Source organism: Caulobacter sp. UC70_42 (genome assembly GCF_044056025.1).
Taxonomy (GTDB): domain Bacteria; phylum Pseudomonadota; class Alphaproteobacteria; order Caulobacterales; family Caulobacteraceae; genus Caulobacter.
Genome location: NZ_CP171994.1, coordinates 1,908,495 through 1,927,045, shown reverse-complemented (window position 1 = coordinate 1,927,045; position 18,551 = coordinate 1,908,495). Strand labels below are relative to the sequence as shown.

Genomic DNA, 18,551 nt, shown 5'->3' with positions numbered 1-18,551 from the left:
CCGCATGGACGATAATCTGCTGTATGACGTGGTCGCCGCCGCGCGCAAGGCCGGGGCGGACGCCGCCGAAGCCGTCTTCGCCGAGCGCCAGTCGCTCTCCGTATCGGTGCGCCTGGGCGAGCTGGAAGAGGTCGAGCGCGAAGAGGCCCGCGACCTGGGCCTGCGCGTCTTCATCGGCAGCCGCAGCGCCACCGTATCCGGCTCAGACATCTCGGCCGAGGCCCGCGCCAAACTGGTCGAGCGCGCCGTCGCCATGGCCCGACTGGCTCCGGAAGATCCCTATGCCAGCCTGGCGCCGCACGATCGCCTGGCCAAGGGTCCGTTCCCCGAGCTTGACCTGATCGACCCCTACGAGCCCACCGCCGAGACCCTGGAGACCCAGGCGCGTATCGCCGAGGCGCACGCCCGCGAGGTCAAGGGCGTGACCAATTCCGACGGCGGCTCCGCCACCTGGTCGTCGTCCCGCTGGGGGCTGGTCACCACCGCCGGCTTCCACGGGACCCACGCGGCCACCGGCCACTCGATCTCGGCCTCGGCCATCGCCGGCGAGGGCGCGGGCATGGAGCGCGGCGGCGAGGGCCGATCGACCCGCCACTTCGGCGATCTGCCGCCCGCCGGGGACATCGGCATGGAGGCGGGCCGCCAGGCCGTGGCGCGCCTCAACCCGCGCAAGATCGCCTCGACGGTCGCGCCGGTGATCTTCGAAAACCGACTGGCGATGAGCCTGATCGGCCCGCTGCTGGGCGCGATCTCCGGCCCCTCGGTCGCGCGGGGCGCCTCGTTCCTGAAGGACAAGCTGGGCCAGCGGATCTTCGCCCAGGGCGTCAACCTGCTGGAAGACCCGCACCGCGTGCGCGGCCTGGGCTCGGCCCCGTTCGACGACGAGGGCGTGGCCACGCAGGCCCGCGCCCTGATCGACGACGGCGTGCTGACCACCTGGCTGCTCAACACCAGCTCGGCCAAGCAACTGGGCCTCGTCACCACCGGCCACGCCTCGCGCGGCCTCGCGGGCCCCTCCAGCGTCTCGACCCACAACCTGACGCTCCAGCCCGGCGCGCGGGATCTGGAGGGTCTGATGAAGGACGCCGGGACGGGCCTCCTGGTCACCTCGATGTTCGGCCCCTCGCTGAACGGCAACACCGGCGACTGGTCGGTGGGCTGCTCGGGCGTCTGGTTCGAGAACGGCGAGAGCACCGGCCCGGTCACCGAAATCACCGTGGCCGGCAACCTGATCGACATCTACGGCCGCCTCGTGCCTGGCTCGGACCTGCAGTTCCGCGGCGCCAGCAACAGTCCGTCGCTCCTGGTCGACGCGCTGGCGATCGCGGGCAAATGAACGACCTGGACCTGATCCTCCAGGCCGCCAGGGAGGCCGGCGAGCTGGCGCTCGCCGCGCGCGAGGGCGGCCTGAAGATCTGGTCCAAGGAGGGCGGCTCGCCGGTCACCGACGCCGACCTCGCCGTCGACACCCTTCTGAAGACCGAGCTTGGCGCCGAGCGGCCAGGCTACGGCTGGCTGTCGGAGGAGACGGTCGACGATCCGGCCCGCCTGACCACGGCTCGCCAGTTCGTCGTCGACCCGATCGACGGCACGGCCGCCTTCATGAAGGGCAAGCCGTGGTTCGCGGTGTCGATCGCCGTGGTCGAGAACGGCCAGCCCGTCGCCGGCGTCGTCCACGCGCCGGCCCTGAACGAGACCTACGCCGCCACGGTCGACGGTCCCGCGACCCTGAACGGCGTGATCATCGAGCCCAGCGCCACCCAAAGCCTGGAAGGCTCGGCCATGCTCGGCGACGCCAAGATGTTCGCCCACCCGGCCTGGCGCGAGCCGTGGCCGGACATGCGGATCGAGAGCCGCAATTCGATCGCCTACCGCATGTGCCTGGTCGCGGCCGGGACCTTCGACGCGGCCATAGCCCTGTCGCCCAAGAGCGAATGGGACGTCGCCGCCGCCGACCTGATCTGCCGCCGCGCCGGTGCGTGGCTCAGCGACCACAAGGGTCGGGATTTCGCCTATAATCGGCCCGTTCCGTTGGTTCCGAGCCTGGTTTGCGCCAATCGTGCGCTTGCGCCATTGATCCTGTCACGCGTCGGGCATATCGAGCTGCCATAAAACCAATTCCTCGCAGGAACTTGCTCCAAATGGCTGACAAGCAGCTTCTTCATATCGTCGTCGGTGGTGAACTGAAGGATGTCGCCGGCATCGAATTCCGCGACCTGTCCAAGGTCGAGTTCGTCGGCGCCTATCCCAGCTACGAAGACGCCCACAAGGCCTGGAAGGCCAAGGCCCAGGCGACCGTGGACAACGCCCACGCCCGCTACTTCATCATCCACGCCCACAAGCTGCTGGATCCGAGCAGCGAAGGCTGAGGTGTGCAGGGGGCCGGGTCACTGGCCCCCACCTGACCGCTTCGCGGTCGTCCGCCCCCATAGGGGGCGGAAGGCGCGCGCGCCTCCTTCTTCCCCCCTCGGCGGAGGAGGGCCGAAGGCCTGGAGGGGGCAAGTCGCCGCCCCCCTACTCTCTCCGCAAAATCCTATCCGTCAGCACCTTGCCCAGCATCCCGGCCCGGAAGGTCTTCTTCATCGCGACGGGATCGTAGTCGTCGCTCTCGACCCATTCGCTGAACGTCAGCCCCTTGGGTTCGCCCCGCTCGAGATACTGCTCGAACACGTAATCCAGCACGCCGGTGTTGCCGTGCTTGATGTGCAGGTAGCGCGGCCCAAGCTGCTTCATCGCCTCGCGGATCGGCAGGCCCAGGCGGTAGTGGGCGTAGAACACGCTCATGATCCCCGCCCGGTCCGCGCCCGACTTGCAGTGCATCAGGGCCGGATATTCGATGCTCTCGAACAGTTCCTTGGCGCCGCGCACCCGCTCGCGGATCGGAACCTCGCGCGAGGTGATGGTGAAGTCGACGAAGTTCAGGCCCAGGCGCTCGCAGGCGTCCTTCTCCAGCGCGTAGAAGCTGCCGTCGAAGCCGCCGCGCAGATTGACGATCGTCTTGATCCCCCTGCTTCTTCCACCAGGCCAGCTGGAAGGGCCACGGCTGGTTGGCGCGGACCAGCTCGGGGCTGATCCAGTGGGCGTTCGAGAAGCCCAGACGCAGATAGGCGTGGTCGTTCCATAGATAGTGGAGATAGGTCTTGAACCGGCCCCAGGGCGTGGCGAGGTCGAACTTGGCCAAGGCGGCGCGATCCTTCGGAAATTCCGAGCCTAGGTAAGGGTATCGGCCCCGAAAGGCAAAAGCCGCCCTCATGGCGTCGCTTTTCATGGTCAGTGCGTCCGCCACGTCCTTGACAGCCCCGCCCACAAATCCGACCCCTCCGCCATGACCTCACCGGATGCTCAGCCCTCGAACCGCGCCCTGATGGGCCGGATGTGGCGCGAGTTCCTGAAACCCCGATGGAAGGGCCTGGCGGCTTCGATCGTCAGCGCCGCGATCGTGGCGGCCCTGTCGGTGAAGCTGGCCAAGATCATCGAGCCGGCGATCGACCAGCTGATCACCCATCCGCGCGCCGGCGCGATCTGGACCATTCCGCTGACCATCGCCGGCCTGGCCCTGGCGCGCGGCGTGTTCCAGGTGATCCAGGCCAATGTCATCAACCGCATCGGCAACGGCGTCGTCGGCGACATGCAGGTGCGCCTGTTCGGCCGCCTGATCCGCTCGGACCTGCAGCGCCTGCGCGGGGCCCATTCCGGCTCCTATGTCGCCTCGGTGCTCTATGACGCCGGCCTGATCCGCGAGGCGGCGACCACCGGCGTGGTCAACTATGTGCGCGAAGCCCTGACCGTGGTCGGCGCCCTGCTGGCGATGTTCAGCCTGGAGCCGATCCTGGCCGCCGGCGTCCTCGTCGTCGCGCCGCTGGCCAGCCTGATCATCCGGAGCTTCTCCAAGCGCACCACCAAGGCCGCCAAGGGCGCCATGGGCGAGACCTCCAACCTCTCGACCGCGATCATGGAGAGCCTGGACGGGGTCAAGATCGTCAAGATGGAGAACCGCGAGGCCTATGAGGAGGCGCGCGTCGCCGCCGTGGTCGCGCGTCGCCAGCGCCACCTGATGAAGGGAAGCAACGCCCGCGCCATGGCCGCGCCGGCGACCGAGACCTTCACCACCTTCATCGTGGCCGTGGTCTTCGCCTATGCGGGCTGGCGCGCGACGACCGGCGCGCTGACCCTCGGCCCCTTCGCCCTGGCGCCGCTGACGGCCGGGGTGTTCTTCGCCTTCATGACCAGCCTCTTGATGGCCGCCCAGTCATTGCGCCAGGTCGCCAACCTGCAGACCGTGTTCGCCGAGGGCCTGACCGCCGGCCGCCGCCTTTTCGCCGCTCTCGACGTCGCGCCGGCCATCGTCGATCCCGCCGACGCCAGGGCCTTGCCGGCCGGCGACAGCGCCATCGCCTTCGACCATGTCAGCTTCGCCTATGGCGAGGACGCCCCGGCCCTGTCGGACGTCTCGCTGACCGTGCGGAAGGGCGAGACCGTGGCCCTGGTCGGCCCCTCGGGCGGGGGCAAGAGCTCGATCCTCAACCTGATCCCGCGCTTCCACGACGTGACGGAGGGCGCGGTGACCATAGGCGGCCACGACGTCCGGTCGGTCACCCTGGCCTCCCTGCGCGATCGCATCGCCCTGGTCACCCAGGAGCCGTTCCTGTTCGACGACAGCATCCGCGCCAACATCGCCTATGCCCGCCCCGGCGCCAGCCAGCTGGAGATCGAGGCCGCCGCGCGGCAGGCCGCCGCCCACGACTTCATCCTGGAGCTGCCCGAAGGCTACGACACCGTCGTCGGCGAGGCCGGCGCGCGGCTGTCGGGCGGTCAGCGCCAGCGCATCGCCATCGCCCGCGCCTTCCTGAAGGACGCCCCGATCCTGCTGCTGGACGAGGCCACCAGCGCGCTGGACACCGAGAGCGAGGCCCAGGTCCAGGCGGCGCTGGAGCGGCTGATGGCCGGCCGCGCCACGATCCTGATCGCCCACCGGCTGTCGACCGTGAAGAACGCCGACCGGATCTACGTCATCGACAAGGGCCGTGTCGTCGAGACCGGCGCCCACGCCGAGCTGGTCCGCGCCGGCGGCCTCTACGCCCGCCTCGCCAAGGCCCAGGACCTCGATCATCTTCCGGAGACCCCCGCCGCCCTGGAGAAGGACGCTTGAGGCCCCTGCGCTCGCCGTTCGTGATCTGGCTGCTATCCTCGCTGTTCGCCGGATATTCCAAGCTGGTTTTCGCCACCCTGCGGATGACCGAGGAGGGCCGCGAGCAGGCCGAGGCCGTCTGGGCCCAGGGCCGCGAGACCGGCGTCGGCGCGATCCTGTGCTTCTGGCACTCGCGCATCCCGATGTCGCCGCTCAGCTGGCCGCAGGCGCCCGGTCGGCGCCAGGACATGCGCGCGCTGATCTCGCGCTCCAACGACGGCGAGTTCATCGCCCGTACGGTCGAAAAGCTGGGCTTTCCGTCCATTCGCGGTTCGTCGGCCAAGAAGACCGACCTGGCCAAGAACAAGAACGGCGAGCAGGCCTTCCGCGACATGGTCCAATGGGTGAGAGGGGGAGGCGGCGTTGCCATCACCCCCGACGGCCCGCGCGGCCCGGCCGAGCACATGGAGAAGGGCACGCCCTCCCTGGCCCGGATCACCGGCGCGCCGGTGATCTTCGTCGGCCTGGCCGCCAGGCCCTGCGTCCGCCTGGGCTCGTGGGACCAGACCATGATCCCCCTGCCCTTCGCCAAGGCCGCCATGGTCTGGGACGGGCCGACCGGCGCCGCGCGGGGCGACGACGTCGACCAGCTGGTCGAAAGCTGGGCCGATCGTCTGTCGGCCGTCACCCGCCGCGCCGAACAGCTGGTGCAAGATTGATCCGGCCCGCCCTTGGTGGGATGTAGGACCCATGCCGCACGATCACTCCGGACACGCCCACGACCACGCTCATGATCACCACGATCATGCACACGAGCACGGCCACGGGCATGGGCACGCGCATCACGGCCATAGCCACGCGCCCAAGGACTTCGGCCGGGCCTTCGCGATCGGCACGGCGCTGAATCTCGGCTTCGTGCTGGTCGAGGCCGGGGCGGGCCTAATCACCCACTCGCTGGCCCTGCTGGCCGACGCCGGCCACAACCTGTCGGACGTTCTGGGCCTGCTGCTGGCCTGGGGCGCGGCGGTGCTGGCCAAGCGCGCGCCCAGCGCCCGCCGCACCTACGGCCTGCGCAAGGGCACCATCCTGGCCTCGCTGGGCAACGCCGCCCTGCTGCTGCTGGCTGTCGGCGCCATCGCCTGGGAGGCCGTCCGCCGCTTCGCCTCGCCCGAGCCGATCGAGACCGGCCCGGTGATGATCGTCGCCGCCATCGGCATCGTCATCAACACCGCCACGGCCCTGATGTTCATGAAGGGCGGCAAGGACGATCTGAACGTCCGCGGCGCCTTCCTGCACATGGCCGCCGACGCCGCCGTCTCGGCCGGCGTGGTGGTCGCCGCCCTGGCCATGACCTTGACCGGCTGGCTGTGGCTGGACCCCGTGGTCAGCCTGGCCATCGTCGTGGTCATCGTGCTGGGCACCTGGGGTCTGCTGCGCGACTCGCTGGACATGGCCCTGGACGCCACGCCGCGCGGGATCGACACCGGCAAGGTCCGCGCCTGGCTGGCCTCGCGTCCCGGCGTCAGCGAGGTTCACGATCTGCACATCTGGGCGATGAGCACGACCGAGACGGCCCTCACGGCCCATGTCGTCCGTCCGCTGGACGGGGACCACGACCAGTTCCTGCACGACGCCTGCGCGGAACTGGCCAGCCAGTTCAAGATCGGCCACGTGACCATCCAGGTCGAGTCCAGCGCCGGCGCCCACGGCTGCGCCCTGGCGCCTGAAGGCGTGGTGTGATCCGGCCGTCCGCCCTGGCGCTCTACCGGGCCGCCACGGGCCTTCTCGAACCGCTCGCGCCCTCGCTGCTGGCCAGTCGGGCGCGCAAGGGAAAGGAAGATCCGGCCCGGATCGCCGAGCGCCTGGCCAAGGCCCCGACCCCGCGCCCCGACGGACCGCTGGTCTGGCTGCACGGCGCCAGCGTCGGCGAGAGCCTGTCGATCCTGCCGCTGGTCGAGCGCCTTCGGACCGAGCGGCCCGAGGTCGCTGTGCTCGTCACCTCCGGCACCACCACCTCGGCGGCGCTGCTGGCCAAGCGCCTGCCGCCCGGCGCGATCCACCAGTACGTCCCGGTCGACGCCCCCGGCGCAGCGCGGCGGTTCATCGCCCGCTGGAAGCCCAGCCTCGCCGTGTTCGTCGAGAGCGAGCTGTGGCCCAACCTGCTGCTGGAGGCCAAGGCCGCCGGAACCCGTCTGGCCCTGGTCTCGGCCAAGCTGTCCGACCGCAGTTTCGCGAGCTGGCAAAGACGTCCCGACGCGGCCCGCCTGTTGCTGTCGAACTTCGACCTGATCCTGGCCCAGGACGCCCGCGCCCACGAACGCTTCGAGGCCCTGGGCGGCAAGGTGACCGGCGAGGCCGACCTGAAATTCGGCGCCGCGCCGCTGCCAGCGGACGAGACTACCCTGGTCGCCGAACGCGCCCGCTTCACGCGTCCGCCCCTGCTGATCGCCAGCACCCATCCGGGCGAGGACGAGATCGTGCTGGACGCCATCGCCGGTCTTCCCGACCGGCCGTCCGTCGTCCTGGCGCCGCGCCATGTTGAGCGGGGTCCGGCCATCGTCGCCCTGGCCAAGGCCCGAGGCCTCACCGCCAGCCTGCGCAGCCAGTCGCGGGAGCCCGCCGACATCCTCGTGGCCGACACCCTGGGCGAAATGGGCCTGTGGTTCCGCCTGGCCGGAACCTCGGTCATCGCCGGCAGCCTGGTTCCCGACATCGGCGGCCACAACCCGCTGGAGGCCGCGCGGCTGGACTGTCCGGCCATCAGCGGTCCGTTCGTCGACAACTGGGTCTCGGCCTTCGCCGGCCTGGAAGCCGCCGACGGCGTGGTCATGACCTCGCCCAAAGGTCTGCGCGACGCGATCGCCGCCGACCTCGCCGATCCCGGCGCCGCCAAGGCCCGCGCCGCCCGCGCTCGTAGCTTCGTCGACGCCCGCGACGCCGAGGCCCGCGCCGGCCTCTCCCGCATTCTCGAGCTGGTCCCCAAGATAGCCTCATGAAACTCGGCACGCCTCGCTGGTGGTACGTCAGGAGCGGCGGTCCCGCCCCGCTGACCCGCGCCCTGCTGACCCCGCTGTCGTGGATCTGGGCCGACGCCACGCGGCGCAGGATAGCCCGCACCACGCCCGCCATCGTCGGCGCGCCGGTGATCTGCGTCGGCAACGTCACCATGGGCGGGGCGGGCAAGACGCCGATCGTGCGCGAACTGCTGCTGATCCTGACCCGTCGGGGCGTCGCCGCCCACGGCCTGTCGCGCGGCTATGGCGGCAGGCTAAAGGGGCCGGTCCAGGTGGACACCGCCCGCCACACCGCCAGGGACGTCGGCGACGAACCGCTGATGCTGGCCCAGGACTTCCCGATGTGGGTGGCGGTCGACCGCGTCGCCGGGGCCCGCGCCGCCGCCCGGGCCGGCGCCCAGGCCGTGGTCATGGACGACGGACACCAGAACCCGACGGTGCGCAAGACCCTGTCCCTGGTCGTGGTCGACGGCGAGACGCGCGGCGGCGAGTGGCCGTTCGGCGACGGCCGCGTCTTCCCCGCAGGCCCGATGCGCGAGCCGCTGAAGGTGGGCCTGTCGCGCGCCGACGCGGTGATCGTGCTGCTGCCGCTCGATGTCGCCCAGCCAGACTTCGACCTGCTGGTCCAGTTCGGCGACATGCCGGTGCTGGTCGCCCGCCTGGAGGCCGCCGCCCCCGCGCCCAAGGGCCCGCAGGTCGGCTTCGCCGGGATCGGCAAGCCCTGGAAGGTCGAGAAGGCCCTGACCGCCGCCGGCTGCCAGCTGGTCGACTTCGCCCCGTTCCCAGATCATGGCGAATATGACGAAGCGACCCTGAAAATGCTGGAGAGCCGCGCCCAGGCCTATGGCGCGGGGCTGGTCACCACCGAGAAGGACTGGGTGCGCCTGCCGGCCAAGTGGCGCGAGAAGGTCACGCCCTGGCCGGTCCGCGCCCGCTTCGATGACGAGGCGGCGCTAGAGGACCTGCTGGCGAAGGCGGGGTTGTAGACCCGCTCCCTTCTTGACCCTTTGGGGGAGGAGCGCGAAGCGCGGAGGGGGCAAGTCGGAGCGTCCTCACAAACCTGCCCCCACCTGACCGCGCGACGCGCGGTCGTCCGCCCCCCAGAGGGGGCAGACGGTCTTACCCTACCTGTAGACCACCCCGCCCTTGATCACCGACGTCACGTGCTGCAGCGCCGTCACGTCGCTCAAGGGATCGCCCTTCACCGCGATCAGGTCAGCGGCCTTGCCGGGGGCCAGGCTGCCGATTTCGCTGCTCAGCGAGAAGTGGTCGGCCGCGTTGACCGTCGCCGTCTGGATGGCTTCCAGCGGGGTCAGGCCCGCCTTGACCAGCAGGGCGAACTCGCCGGCGTTGTCGCCGTGGGCGCTGACGCCGGTGTCGGTGCCGAACGCGATCTTGACCCCGCCCTCGTGGGCCCGCTTGGCCATGGCCAGCATCTTCGGGCCGGCCTCAAGCGCCTTGGCCGTCTGGTTGGGGGTCAGGAAGTTGTTCGGGCCCGAGGCGATCCGGTAGACGAAGTCGCCAGCCATCAGGGTGGGGATCAGATAGGCGCCGTTCTTCTTGAACAGGGCGATGCTGTCGTTGTCGAGATAGGTGCCGTGCTCGATCGAGTCGCCGCCGGCCCGCAGGAAGCTGTTGATCCCGTTCGAGGCCATGGGCGTGGGCGGTGACCTTGCGGCCCATGCGGTGGGCGGCGTCGACGATCGCCTTCAGTTCGTCGTCGGAGAACTGCTGGGAAAGACCCGCGGCGGTGTTGGACAGCACGCCGCCGGTGGCGGTGATCTTGATGATGTCGGCGCCCAGCCAGACCTGCTCGCGGGTGGCACGGCGGCAGTCGTCGGCGCCCGAGCACACCGAGGTCGGCCGCAGCACGTGCATGACCTCCTCGCTGTAGCCGTTGACGTCGGCGTGGCCGCCATGGATCGACACGGCCGAGCCGGCCGCGATGATCCGTGGACCGGGCACGTCGCCGCGCTTGATCCCGTCGCGCAGGGCGAAGATCGCCTTGTTGTCGGCCCCGAGGTCCGCGACCGTCGTGAAGCCGGCCATCAGGGTCTTGCGCGCGAAGCCGGCCCCGACCATGGCCTCGTCGGCGGGGCCGCGGGTGACGGCGTTGAGCCGTGAATTGGGGCTCTGCTCATGGGTCAGGTGGACGTGGCTGTCGATCAGGCCCGGCAGGACGAAGCTGTCCTTCAGGTCGACGACCCGTCCGCCCGGTTCGGCGACATAGCCGTCGACGATCTTCGTGACCTTGCCGTTCTCCAGCACCAGGGTCTTGGCGGTCTCGACCTTGCCGGTGGCCGGGTCGGCCAGCAGCTTGCCGGCCTGCACGAACAGCGTCTCGGCGCAGGCGACGCCGGACAGCGCCCCGGCCAACGCCAGGGCGCAGACGCCCGTCAGCAGCTTCTTCATGTAACCCCTAGGCCCCCGCCTTTTGCGCGAACGACCAGGCCCCCTTGGCCAGGATCGGCACGCGCGCCTCCATCAGCTGCGCATGGGCGCTGGCGGCGGTGCCGTCACGGACCCGGCCGACGATGCCCTGGCAGATGCCGGCCAGTCTGAAGAGGTTGTAGCTGAAATACCAGTCCAGCTCGGGCAGGCCGTCGCGACCGGTGGCCTTGCAGTAGCGTTCGACCGCCTCGGGGATGGTCGGGACGCCATAGGCGGTCAGGTCGTCGATGCCGGAGAGGCCGCCGCGCTGGTCGGACGGCATCACCCAGTTCATCAGGAAATAGCTGAAGTCGGCCAGCGGATTGCCCAGGGTCGACAGCTCCCAGTCCAGCACGGCGATGACGCGCGGCTCGGTCGGGTGCAGGATCATGTTGTCGAGGCGGTAGTCGCCGTGGACGATCGAGGTCTTGTCATCGACCGGGCAGCTCTTCGGGCAGCCAGTCGATCAGCTGGTCCATCTCGTCGATCTTGGTCGTCTCGCTGGCCCGGTACTGCTTGGTCCAGCGATCGATCTGGCGGGCGAAATAGTTGCCCGGCTTGCCGTAGTCGCCCAGGCCCACGGCCTCGTAGTCGACATTGTGCAGGGCCGCCAGGGTGTCGATCTGGGCCTCGTAGATCGCGCGGCGCTCGGCGGGCTCATAGTCCGGCAGGGTCCCGTCCCACAGGATCCGGCCCTCGAACGTTCTCCATCACGTAGAAGATCGTGCCGATGACGTCCTCGTCCATGCACAGGGCATAGGCCTTGGCGACCGGGAAATGGGCCTTGTTCAGGCCCGAGATCACCTTGTATTCGCGGTCGACGGCGTGGGCGCTGGGCAGCAGCTTGCCCGGCGGCTTGCGGCGCAGGACGTATTTCTTGCCCGGCGTGACCAGCTGATAGGTCGGGTTCGACTGGCCGCCCTTGAACTGGCGGACCTCCAGCGGACCGGCATAGCCCTCGACATTCGACTCCAGCCAGGCGGCCAGCTTGGCTTCGTCGATCGCATGGCGCGGGTCGACCGGCTTGGTGCCCGAGTTCAGGTCCTGGGCGGACTGTTCGGCGGCTTCGGCCATGGCGGCTCTCCCCAACGCTTGTTTGAACGGGGAGTTTAGAGCGCCATGCCGTCGACGCAACCCACCACTAGCGTGTCTTCAGCGCCCGCCAGCCGATGTCGCGGCGATAGAAGCCGCCCTCCAGGCTGATGGTCCCCAGTGCCGCATAGGCCACGTCGCGGGCCTCGCTCAGGGTCACGCCCAGGGCGCAGACGTTCAGCACCCGACCGCCCGAGGCGCGGAGACTCCCCTCGGCGTCGCGGGTCGTGCCGGCCTGGAAGACGACCGCCTCATCGCCGAAATTCGCCTCGGCGCCCTGGATCAGGCCGCCGGTCTTGGGGGCGTCGGGATAGCCCTCCGCGGCCAGCACCACGCAGATCGCCGCCTCGTCGCGCCACTTCGGCGGCGCGGCGCCAGCCAGCTCGCCCTTGGCCGCCGCCAGCAGGATCGGGACGATGTCGCTGTCCAGGCGCAGCATCAGGGTCTGGCACTCGGGGTCGCCGAAGCGGGCGTTGTATTCCACGAGCTTCGGCCCCGTGGGCGTCAGCATCAGGCCGGCATAGAGCACGCCGACATACGGATTGCCCTCGGCGGCCATGCCCTCGACCGTGGGGACGATCAGTTCGCGCCACGCCTGGTCGATCAGGGCGTCGGTCAGGACGGGCGGCGGCGAATAGGTGCCCATGCCGCCGGTGTTGGGCCCCTCGTCGCCGTCATAGGCGCGCTTGTGGTCCTGGGCCGCGCCGAAGAAGACCGAAGTCTCGCCATCGCAGATCGCGAACAGCGAGGCCTCCTCGCCGTGCATGAACTCCTCGATCACCACCCGTGCGCCGGCCGAGCCGAAGCGGCCGCCCAGCATGTCGACCACGGCGGCGTCCGCCTCGGCCCGCGTCGCGGCGATGACCACGCCCTTGCCGGCCGCCAGGCCATCGGCCTTGATCACGAACGGCGCTTCCAAGGTGTCGAGGAAGGCGCCGGCCGAGGCCGCATCCTCGAACACGCCATAGGCCGCCGTCGGCAGGCCGTGGCGCTGGCAGAAGTCCTTGGTGAAGGCCTTGGAGGTCTCCAGCTGGGCCGCGCGCTGGCTGCCGCCGAAACAGGGAATGCCGACCCCGGCGAGCTTGTCGGCCAGGCCGACCTCCAGCGCCGATTCCGGACCGACCACCACCAGGTCCGCGCTGATCTCCCGGGCTAGGGCCACCAGACCGTCGGCGTCCGTCACCTTTACCGCGCGCAGCTCGGCGACGGCTTCGATGCCGGGGTTGCCCGGGGCGGCGACGAGCCGGCCGCACAGCGGCGACTGGGCGATCTTCCAGGCCAGGGCGTGCTCGCGCCCGCCGGACCCGACGAGGAGGATGGTCAGCTTTTCCATGAGCGCGGGGTGTGGCGTGGGCGAGGGCCTGGGTCAAGCGGTTCGCCCCTCCGCGCCGTCATTCGCCCCTCGCCGATGGCGCGGTCGCCATCGACGCGTCTCCCATGGCCGCCATGGACACGCTTTTCTCCCCCGCCCTCGCCCTGCATGTCGGCTGCGGCTTCGCCCTGGTCGCCATCGGTCTGGTCCCGATCCTGACGCGCAAGGGCTCACGCCTGCACCGCTGGTCGGGCCGGACCTTCGTCGTGCTGATGAGCCTGCTGCTGGCCGCCGCGTGGATCATGACGGCGTTGCGCTTCAACGCCTATTTCGCGGCCCTGTCGGCGACGGCGACGATCACGCTCTTCTCGGGGATCCGGGTGCTGGGACGCAAGCGGCCCGACCTCGATCCTCGCCAGCGCGCCGGGCCGCTGGACTGGGCCGTCACCTTGGGGCTGGTCGGGATCGGCGTCTGGGTGCTGGCGCTGGTCGTCACCGGCCGGACGGGAAACAAGGCGGCCGTCAGCGCGGCCCTGGTCTATGCGGCCTTCACCTATGGCGGCTGGGACCTTTGGCGGTTCGCCCGCCCGACAGCCTGGCCTTTTTCCGCCCATCTCTGGACCTATGAGCATCTGGTGAAGATGCTGAGCGCCTATGGCGCGGTGATCAGCGCCTTTTCGGGTAACTTTCTGACCTTCCTGCCCACGCCCTGGAGTCAGCTCTGGCCGACCTTGCTGTTTCAACCGATGGCCGCGATCTGGATCACGGTCCTGGTCCTGCGCCGACGCCGCCCCCGCCGCGCGCGCGCCTGAGCCGTATCTCGACGGCGGCCTGGATGTGGGCGTTCACCGCCTATGCCTGGGCGATGACCACGCTCTGCGCGGCCTGGTTCGCCCGGCGGTTCGCGTCGGACCGGGGGCATGCGGTCAGCGTGATCGACTCCCTCGTCTGGCAGGGCGGGATCTACGCCGCCTGGCTGCCAGCGGCGGGGGATCGTCTGGTTGCTGATGCGTCGCTATGGCGTCGGCGCGATCGGCCTGCTGGTGCTGTACCAGGCCGGCGTGCTGGTCGTGCCGCTGGAGGCCCTGGTCTCCAGCCTGATCGACGGCGCGTTCTCGCCCGCCACCAACCTGCCCGCGCGCGTCCTGGCGCGGATGCCGATCTGCCTGCTGCTCTACACCGCCATCATCGCCATCGGCCTGGCCGCCGCCAACCACCAGCGGGTCCGCGACGAACAGGCCCGCGCCCGCGCCCTGGAAACCGCGCTGTCGGAAGCCCGGGAAGCCCTGGCCCAGGCCGCCCAGGCCGCGCCCGAGCGCCCGGGCCGGCGGCTGATGGTCATGGCCGGGTCGCGCCGGGTGCCGGTGGCCCTGGACGAAATCGAATGGTTCGGCGCGGCCGACAACTATGTCGTCGTCCACTGGGCCGGCCGCGAGGGTCTGCTGCGCGCCACCCTGCAGAGCCTGGAAGGCTGGCTGGACCCGCGCGTCTTCGCCCGCTGTCACCGCTCGACCCTGGTCAATCTGGCTCGGGTGCGCGAGACGCAGCCGCTGTCTGACGGCTCCTGGCGCCTGACCCTGGACAGCGGCGCCGAGGTGGTGACCAGCCGCACCTACCGCGACGATCTCCTGGCGCGCCTTGGACGCTGAACGCAACGCTTCCGCCCGCGACGTTCGCGGACGGAAACGGGGCGTGGCGCGCGCGGCCCGGCCGGTCAGGGTCGAACGGCGCGCGCCGCTTTAGGCGTACTCGCGAAAGTCGGCGTCGTCGGCGTCCGCCCCGCCCTGGGTCAGATCCAGGGCGAACCCGTTGGCGCGGGCCTGTTGGGCGGCTACCGAACGACCGGGGGCCTTGCGGACGGGCGCGGCCGGGCGCTTGGCGGCGGCGCGGCTCCGCGGCCGGCGCACGCGCTCTTCGTCGCCGGTGCGGAAGAAGGCGATGGAGGTCTGCAGTTCCTCGGCCTGGGCCGCCAATTCTTCCGACGTGGCCGACATCTCCTCGGAAGCCGAGGCGTTCTGCTGGGTGACCCTGTCCAGCTGCTGGATGGCCTCGTTGATCTGGCTGGCGCCGATGTCCTGCTCGCGGCAGGCGGCGCTGATCTCCGAGACCAGTTCGGCGGTGCGACGGATGTTGGGCACCAGGGAGGTCAGCAGATCGCCGGCCGACTGGGCGGCCTTGACCGTTTCCGAAGACACCTCGCCGATCTCGGTGGCGGCGGTCTGAGAGCGCTCGGCCAGCTTGCGCACTTCCGAGGCGACGACGGCGAAGCCGCGACCGTGCTCGCCGGCCCGGGCGGCCTCGACGGCGGCATTGAGCGCCAGCAGGTCGGTCTGACGGGCGATCTCCTGCACGATGGTGATCTTCTCGGCGATCGTCTGCATGGCGCCGACCGCCTTGGCCACGGCCTGACCCGAGATTTCCGCGTCCTGGGCCGACTGGCGCGCGATCTTCTCGGTCTGGGCGGCGTTGTCGGCGTTCTGCTTGATGTTGGCGGCCATCTGTTCCATCGAGGCCGAAGCCTCTTCGGCGGAGGAGGCCTGTTCGGTCGCGCCCTGCGACACCTGCTCCGAGGCGGCCGAGAGCTCCTGGCTTCCGCTTGAAACGTTGTCCGAGGCCGAGATGGCGTCGGAGACCACGCCGCGCAGACGCTCGATCATGCGCTCCAGCGCCAGGCCCATGACGTCCTTGTCCGACAGTGGCTTGACCTGGACGGTGAGATCGCCATCGGCGACCTGGTCGGCGACGCTGGCGCTCTCGCGCAAGTTGGCGACCATGCCGCGCAGGGAATGACCCAGAATGTCCTTGTCCGATAGCGGCTTGACCTCGACCGACAGGTCGCCGGACGCCACCTGATCGGCGAGCGCGGCCGTGGCCCGCAGATTCTCGGTCATGCGGTTGATGGTCTCGACGAGGTCCTTGATCTCGTCATTGGTCTTGACCGTCACGGTCTGGTTGAGATCGCCGAGGGCCACCGCCTTGGCCAGGCCATCGATCTTCCAGAAGCCTTGAGCGATGGTGCGGCCGATCCAGATGGCCGCCGCCGCGCCCAGAAGGGTCGATGCGAGCACCACCGCGATCAAGGTGTTGCGCGAGACCGCATAGGCCTTGTCACTGGCGGCTTCCGCCGCGACCAGACGCGCCGCCTGCGTCTCGACCAGCTCATCGACGGTCCGGGTGATGCTGTTGGTGATCTTGCGTTGAGAGGTGTGCATCTGCTCGATGGCGCGATCACGACGTCCAGCCAGGATCTCGCCGCGCATGCCATCGTCGCTTTCGGCGAACAGCGCCCAGTCCCGCGCCAAGGCCTCCCACTTGGCTTTTCCCTCGATGGTGGCATGGCCAAGCCCCGCTTCCAGAAGGGTCCGGACCTTCTCCTTGTTGGCGTCAGCCTTGGCGTTCTGACTCCGCAGTTCGTCGGCGTCGTCCGTGAGGACCATGTTCTTCTGAGCGCGGACGAGTTGCAGCAGCGCGATGCTTATCGACTGGCTCCGCTGCAGCTGAGCGACTGGCCCTTCGACCATGGCCTTCTGGCCCGCGTTCAGGACCCACAGTTCGCGCATGCCGAACAGGGTCGCGCCCGCCATCATCAGAATGAGCGCCCCGATGGTCAGGGCAAGTTTGAGCTTGATCGTCATGCGCATGGAGAACTCCGGCCCGCGTTCAGGCTTGGGGGACGATTGGACAAATGACGACAAGAGGTCCGCGCACGCCTGAAATCAGACACGATGAAAACCTCCCGAATACTGAAATCGCCCTCTCAAGACACCGAAATTCACGAGACATTTACCCGAAAACATCAGTGAAACTTCAAACCACGAAGGAGCGAAATACGCATTCTCACGTTAATCGCCGCCACAGGGTTTGAAATATCGGCCAACTTTCGGTCAGAGACGGCGATAAATACTTTCGCTAACCTCTTCCGGGCACGCTTAACGAACGGTGAATTCAACAACCCCCAGGATAGCGACATTCCGCCTCACCACCTTCAAGGGAAGGCGCGCACGAGAAACAGACGCGGCAAGGCGCGCGCCGACGAACGGCGCGCGCCCTGGCCCAAAGGCGATGCGATAGGGCAGACCGATCCGCCGGAGCACAGCGGCTCGCGCGCGGAAACGCGATAAGATCGGGGCTTCAGCAGCCCAGACCGCGCACGGACGAAATCAGGCCGCGTCGAGATCCAGCGAGTAGCCGGCTGAACGCACCGTTCTGATCGGGTCGCCGTCCGACGAGCCGTTCAGCGCCTTGCGCAGGCGGCCGATGTGGACGTCGACCGTTCGCGCCTCGACATAGACGTCCGAGCCCCAGACGGCGTCCAGCAGCTGCTCGCGGCTGAACACCCGGCCCGGGTGCTGCATCAGATAGTCCAGCAGGCGGAACTCGGTCGGGCCGAGATGGATCTCCTTGCCGTTCCGCTTCACGCGGTGGGCGACCCGATCGATGATGATGTCGCCGACCGTGATGCGATCGTCGGCCAGACCCGGGCGGATGCGACGCAGCACCGCACGGACGCGGGCGGTCAGCTCGACCATCGAGAACGGCTTGACGACATAGTCGTCGGCGCCGGTGTCGAGGCCGCGGATCCGGTCGCTCTCCTCGCCGCGCGCCGTCAGCATGATGATCGGCACGTTGCGGGTTTCCGACCGGCCGCGCAGGCGGCGGCAGACCTCGATGCCCGAGACCTTCGGCAGCATCCAGTCGAGGATGACCAGGTCCGGAGCCCGCTCGTTGGCCATGATCAGGGCTTCCTCGCCGTCTCCGGCCACGCCGACGCGATAGCCTTCCTTGTCGAGGTTGTAGTGCAGCAGGGTGGCCAGGGCGTCTTCGTCCTCGACCACCAGAACGTACGGAGTCACTTCAGGCCGCCTTTAGGAGTTATTGCGAGAGCACGTCCAGCTTCGGGCGCTGCGAGATCAGCTCGTCGCCCGTCAGCTCGAAGTGGATGATTTCGGCGATGTTGGTGGCGTGGTCGCCGATGCGCTCGAGGTTCTTGGCCACGAACAGCAGGTGGGCGCAGGCGTTGATCGTGCGCGGATCGCCCATCATGTAGGTGAGCAGTTCACGGAAGATCGAATTGTAGTGCTCGTCGACCTCTTCGTCGCGGCTCCACACGCCGATGGCGCGCTGCAGATCCGAGCTCGTATAGGCGTCCAGAACGTCCTTGAGGCGGCTCTGCACCAGACGGCCCATGCGCTCGATCGAGCGGGTCAGGGCTGTCATCGGGTCGGCTTCGGTCAGGATCAGCGCGCGCTTGGCGATGTTCTTGGCCATGTCGCCGCAGCGCTCGAGGCTCATCGAGATCTTGAGGGCGGCGACGGCGTGACGCAGGTCCACGGCCATCGGCTGGCGCAGGGCGATCAGCTTGAAGGCCTTGCGCTCGATCTCGGCCTGGAGGACGTCCAGGCGCTCGTCGCCGGCGACCACGGCCTGGGCCAGGGGCCCGTCGCGGCGAGCGATGGCGGCGATGCAGTCGGCCACCTGGGCCTCGACCAGGCCGCCCATGCGGGTGACCTCGGCCGTGAGGTGGGCCAGCTCTTCGCCGTACGACTTGACGGTATGTTCGGTCATCTGTGTGTCG

At 69.3% G+C, this 18,551-nt stretch carries 14 protein-coding genes and 3 pseudogenes; 10 read left to right on the top strand and 7 right to left on the bottom strand.

The features are described 5' to 3' along the window. The first annotated feature begins 4 nt into the window (after nucleotides 1-4). Genes ACHMW8_RS09755 through ACHMW8_RS09745 form a run of 3 tightly spaced genes read left to right on the top strand, consistent with a single transcriptional unit; the run spans nucleotide 5 to nucleotide 2,369 of the window. Nucleotides 5-1,336, top strand: a complete 1,332-nt coding sequence (locus tag ACHMW8_RS09755) for a TldD/PmbA family protein (protein WP_395445417.1) — start codon at nucleotides 5-7, stop codon at nucleotides 1,334-1,336. Beyond that, nucleotides 1,333-2,112: a 3'(2'),5'-bisphosphate nucleotidase CysQ gene (locus ACHMW8_RS09750; RefSeq protein WP_395445416.1), complete on the top strand. Its 780-nt coding sequence runs from the start codon at nucleotides 1,333-1,335 to the stop codon at nucleotides 2,110-2,112. The genes ACHMW8_RS09755 and ACHMW8_RS09750 overlap by 4 nt, the downstream gene beginning before the upstream one ends. A gap of 20 nt (nucleotides 2,113-2,132) precedes the next feature. Beyond that, the gene (locus tag ACHMW8_RS09745) at nucleotides 2,133-2,369 is read left to right on the top strand and encodes a DUF4170 domain-containing protein (RefSeq protein ID WP_395445415.1); all 237 of its coding nucleotides are present in this window, start codon (nucleotides 2,133-2,135) and stop codon (nucleotides 2,367-2,369) included. A gap of 145 nt (nucleotides 2,370-2,514) precedes the next feature. Here the strand turns inward: ACHMW8_RS09745 and ACHMW8_RS09740 are convergent. Next, nucleotides 2,515-3,181 (bottom strand): annotated as a pseudogene (locus tag ACHMW8_RS09740) (protein tyrosine phosphatase). Between the two features lie 144 nt (nucleotides 3,182-3,325). Between ACHMW8_RS09740 and ACHMW8_RS09735 the strand changes: the two are divergent. From ACHMW8_RS09735 to lpxK, 5 genes are read left to right on the top strand one after another with little or no spacing between them, the layout of a single operon-like run. Beyond that, nucleotides 3,326-5,149, top strand: coding sequence for an ABC transporter ATP-binding protein (locus tag ACHMW8_RS09735; protein WP_395445414.1), 1,824 nt, complete (start codon nucleotides 3,326-3,328; stop codon nucleotides 5,147-5,149). Continuing rightward, nucleotides 5,146-5,847 carry a lysophospholipid acyltransferase family protein gene (locus ACHMW8_RS09730; protein WP_125156969.1) on the top strand — a complete coding sequence of 234 codons (702 nt, stop codon included), beginning with the start codon at nucleotides 5,146-5,148 and terminating at the stop codon, nucleotides 5,845-5,847. The genes ACHMW8_RS09735 and ACHMW8_RS09730 overlap by 4 nt, the downstream gene beginning before the upstream one ends. A 31-nt stretch (nucleotides 5,848-5,878) precedes the next feature. Beyond that, the gene (locus ACHMW8_RS09725) at nucleotides 5,879-6,868 is read left to right on the top strand and encodes a cation diffusion facilitator family transporter (protein WP_125156970.1); all 990 of its coding nucleotides are present in this window, start codon (nucleotides 5,879-5,881) and stop codon (nucleotides 6,866-6,868) included. Further along, a complete protein-coding gene (locus ACHMW8_RS09720; RefSeq protein ID WP_395445413.1) occupies nucleotides 6,865-8,124 on the top strand; it encodes a 3-deoxy-D-manno-octulosonic acid transferase in 1,260 nt (419 codons plus the stop codon). The genes ACHMW8_RS09725 and ACHMW8_RS09720 overlap by 4 nt, the downstream gene beginning before the upstream one ends. After that, on the top strand, nucleotides 8,121-9,128 hold the full coding sequence (lpxK, locus tag ACHMW8_RS09715) for a tetraacyldisaccharide 4'-kinase (protein WP_395445412.1): 1,008 nt from the start codon (nucleotides 8,121-8,123) through the stop codon (nucleotides 9,126-9,128). The genes ACHMW8_RS09720 and lpxK overlap by 4 nt, the downstream gene beginning before the upstream one ends. Nucleotides 9,129-9,266: 138 nt before the next feature. Here the strand turns inward: lpxK and ACHMW8_RS09710 are convergent. The 3 genes and pseudogenes from ACHMW8_RS09710 to purD all read right to left on the bottom strand — a co-directional run bounded on the left by ACHMW8_RS09710 (nucleotide 9,267) and on the right by purD (nucleotide 12,997). Then, nucleotides 9,267-10,554 (bottom strand): annotated as a pseudogene (locus ACHMW8_RS09710) (amidohydrolase family protein). A 7-nt stretch (nucleotides 10,555-10,561) separates the two neighbouring features. Beyond that, nucleotides 10,562-11,646, bottom strand: a pseudogene (locus ACHMW8_RS09705) (phosphotransferase family protein). Between the two features lie 67 nt (nucleotides 11,647-11,713). Next, the gene (purD, locus tag ACHMW8_RS09700; protein ID WP_395445411.1) at nucleotides 11,714-12,997 is read right to left on the bottom strand and encodes a phosphoribosylamine--glycine ligase; all 1,284 of its coding nucleotides are present in this window, start codon (nucleotides 12,995-12,997) and stop codon (nucleotides 11,714-11,716) included. A gap of 104 nt (nucleotides 12,998-13,101) precedes the next feature. Here purD and ACHMW8_RS09695 point away from each other — a divergent pair, with 104 nt between their 5' ends. Together ACHMW8_RS09695 and ACHMW8_RS09690 are read left to right on the top strand one after the other, a co-directional pair. Then, on the top strand, nucleotides 13,102-13,788 hold the full coding sequence (locus ACHMW8_RS09695; RefSeq protein ID WP_395445410.1) for a hypothetical protein: 687 nt from the start codon (nucleotides 13,102-13,104) through the stop codon (nucleotides 13,786-13,788). A gap of 195 nt (nucleotides 13,789-13,983) precedes the next feature. Beyond that, on the top strand, nucleotides 13,984-14,625 hold the full coding sequence (locus tag ACHMW8_RS09690) for a LytTR family DNA-binding domain-containing protein (protein ID WP_395445935.1): 642 nt from the start codon (nucleotides 13,984-13,986) through the stop codon (nucleotides 14,623-14,625). A 90-nt stretch (nucleotides 14,626-14,715) separates the two neighbouring features. Here the strand turns inward: ACHMW8_RS09690 and ACHMW8_RS09685 are convergent, their stop codons facing one another. The 3 genes from ACHMW8_RS09685 to phoU all read right to left on the bottom strand — a co-directional run bounded on the left by ACHMW8_RS09685 (nucleotide 14,716) and on the right by phoU (nucleotide 18,541). Beyond that, the gene (locus ACHMW8_RS09685; protein ID WP_395445409.1) at nucleotides 14,716-16,617 is read right to left on the bottom strand and encodes a methyl-accepting chemotaxis protein; all 1,902 of its coding nucleotides are present in this window, start codon (nucleotides 16,615-16,617) and stop codon (nucleotides 14,716-14,718) included. A 519-nt stretch (nucleotides 16,618-17,136) separates the two neighbouring features. Then, a complete protein-coding gene (gene phoB / locus ACHMW8_RS09680) occupies nucleotides 17,137-17,829 on the bottom strand; it encodes a phosphate regulon transcriptional regulator PhoB (protein WP_125156978.1) in 693 nt (230 codons plus the stop codon). 19 nt (nucleotides 17,830-17,848) lie between these two features. After that, entirely contained in the window at nucleotides 17,849-18,541 is a 693-nt protein-coding gene (gene phoU, locus ACHMW8_RS09675) for a phosphate signaling complex protein PhoU (protein ID WP_125156979.1), read from the bottom strand. Nucleotides 18,542-18,551 lie beyond the last annotated feature (10 nt).

Bases quoted from the DNA above. Each gene is read 5' to 3' on its own strand.
- ACHMW8_RS09755 (WP_395445417.1), top strand. From the start codon at position 5: ATGGACGATAATCTGCTGTATGACGTGGTCGCCGCCGCGCGCAAGGCC.
- ACHMW8_RS09750 (WP_395445416.1), top strand. From the start codon at position 1,333: ATGAACGACCTGGACCTGATCCTCCAGGCCGCCAGGGAGGCCGGCGAG.
- ACHMW8_RS09735 (WP_395445414.1), top strand. From the start codon at position 3,326: ATGACCTCACCGGATGCTCAGCCCTCGAACCGCGCCCTGATGGGCCGG.
- ACHMW8_RS09725 (WP_125156970.1), top strand. From the start codon at position 5,879: ATGCCGCACGATCACTCCGGACACGCCCACGACCACGCTCATGATCAC.
- lpxK (WP_395445412.1), top strand. From the start codon at position 8,121: ATGAAACTCGGCACGCCTCGCTGGTGGTACGTCAGGAGCGGCGGTCCC.
- purD (WP_395445411.1), bottom strand. From the start codon at position 12,997: ATGGAAAAGCTGACCATCCTCCTCGTCGGGTCCGGCGGGCGCGAGCAC.
- ACHMW8_RS09695 (WP_395445410.1), top strand. From the start codon at position 13,102: ATGGCCGCCATGGACACGCTTTTCTCCCCCGCCCTCGCCCTGCATGTC.
- ACHMW8_RS09690 (WP_395445935.1), top strand. From the start codon at position 13,984: ATGCGTCGCTATGGCGTCGGCGCGATCGGCCTGCTGGTGCTGTACCAG.
- ACHMW8_RS09685 (WP_395445409.1), bottom strand. From the start codon at position 16,617: ATGCGCATGACGATCAAGCTCAAACTTGCCCTGACCATCGGGGCGCTC.
- phoU (WP_125156979.1), bottom strand. From the start codon at position 18,541: ATGACCGAACATACCGTCAAGTCGTACGGCGAAGAGCTGGCCCACCTC.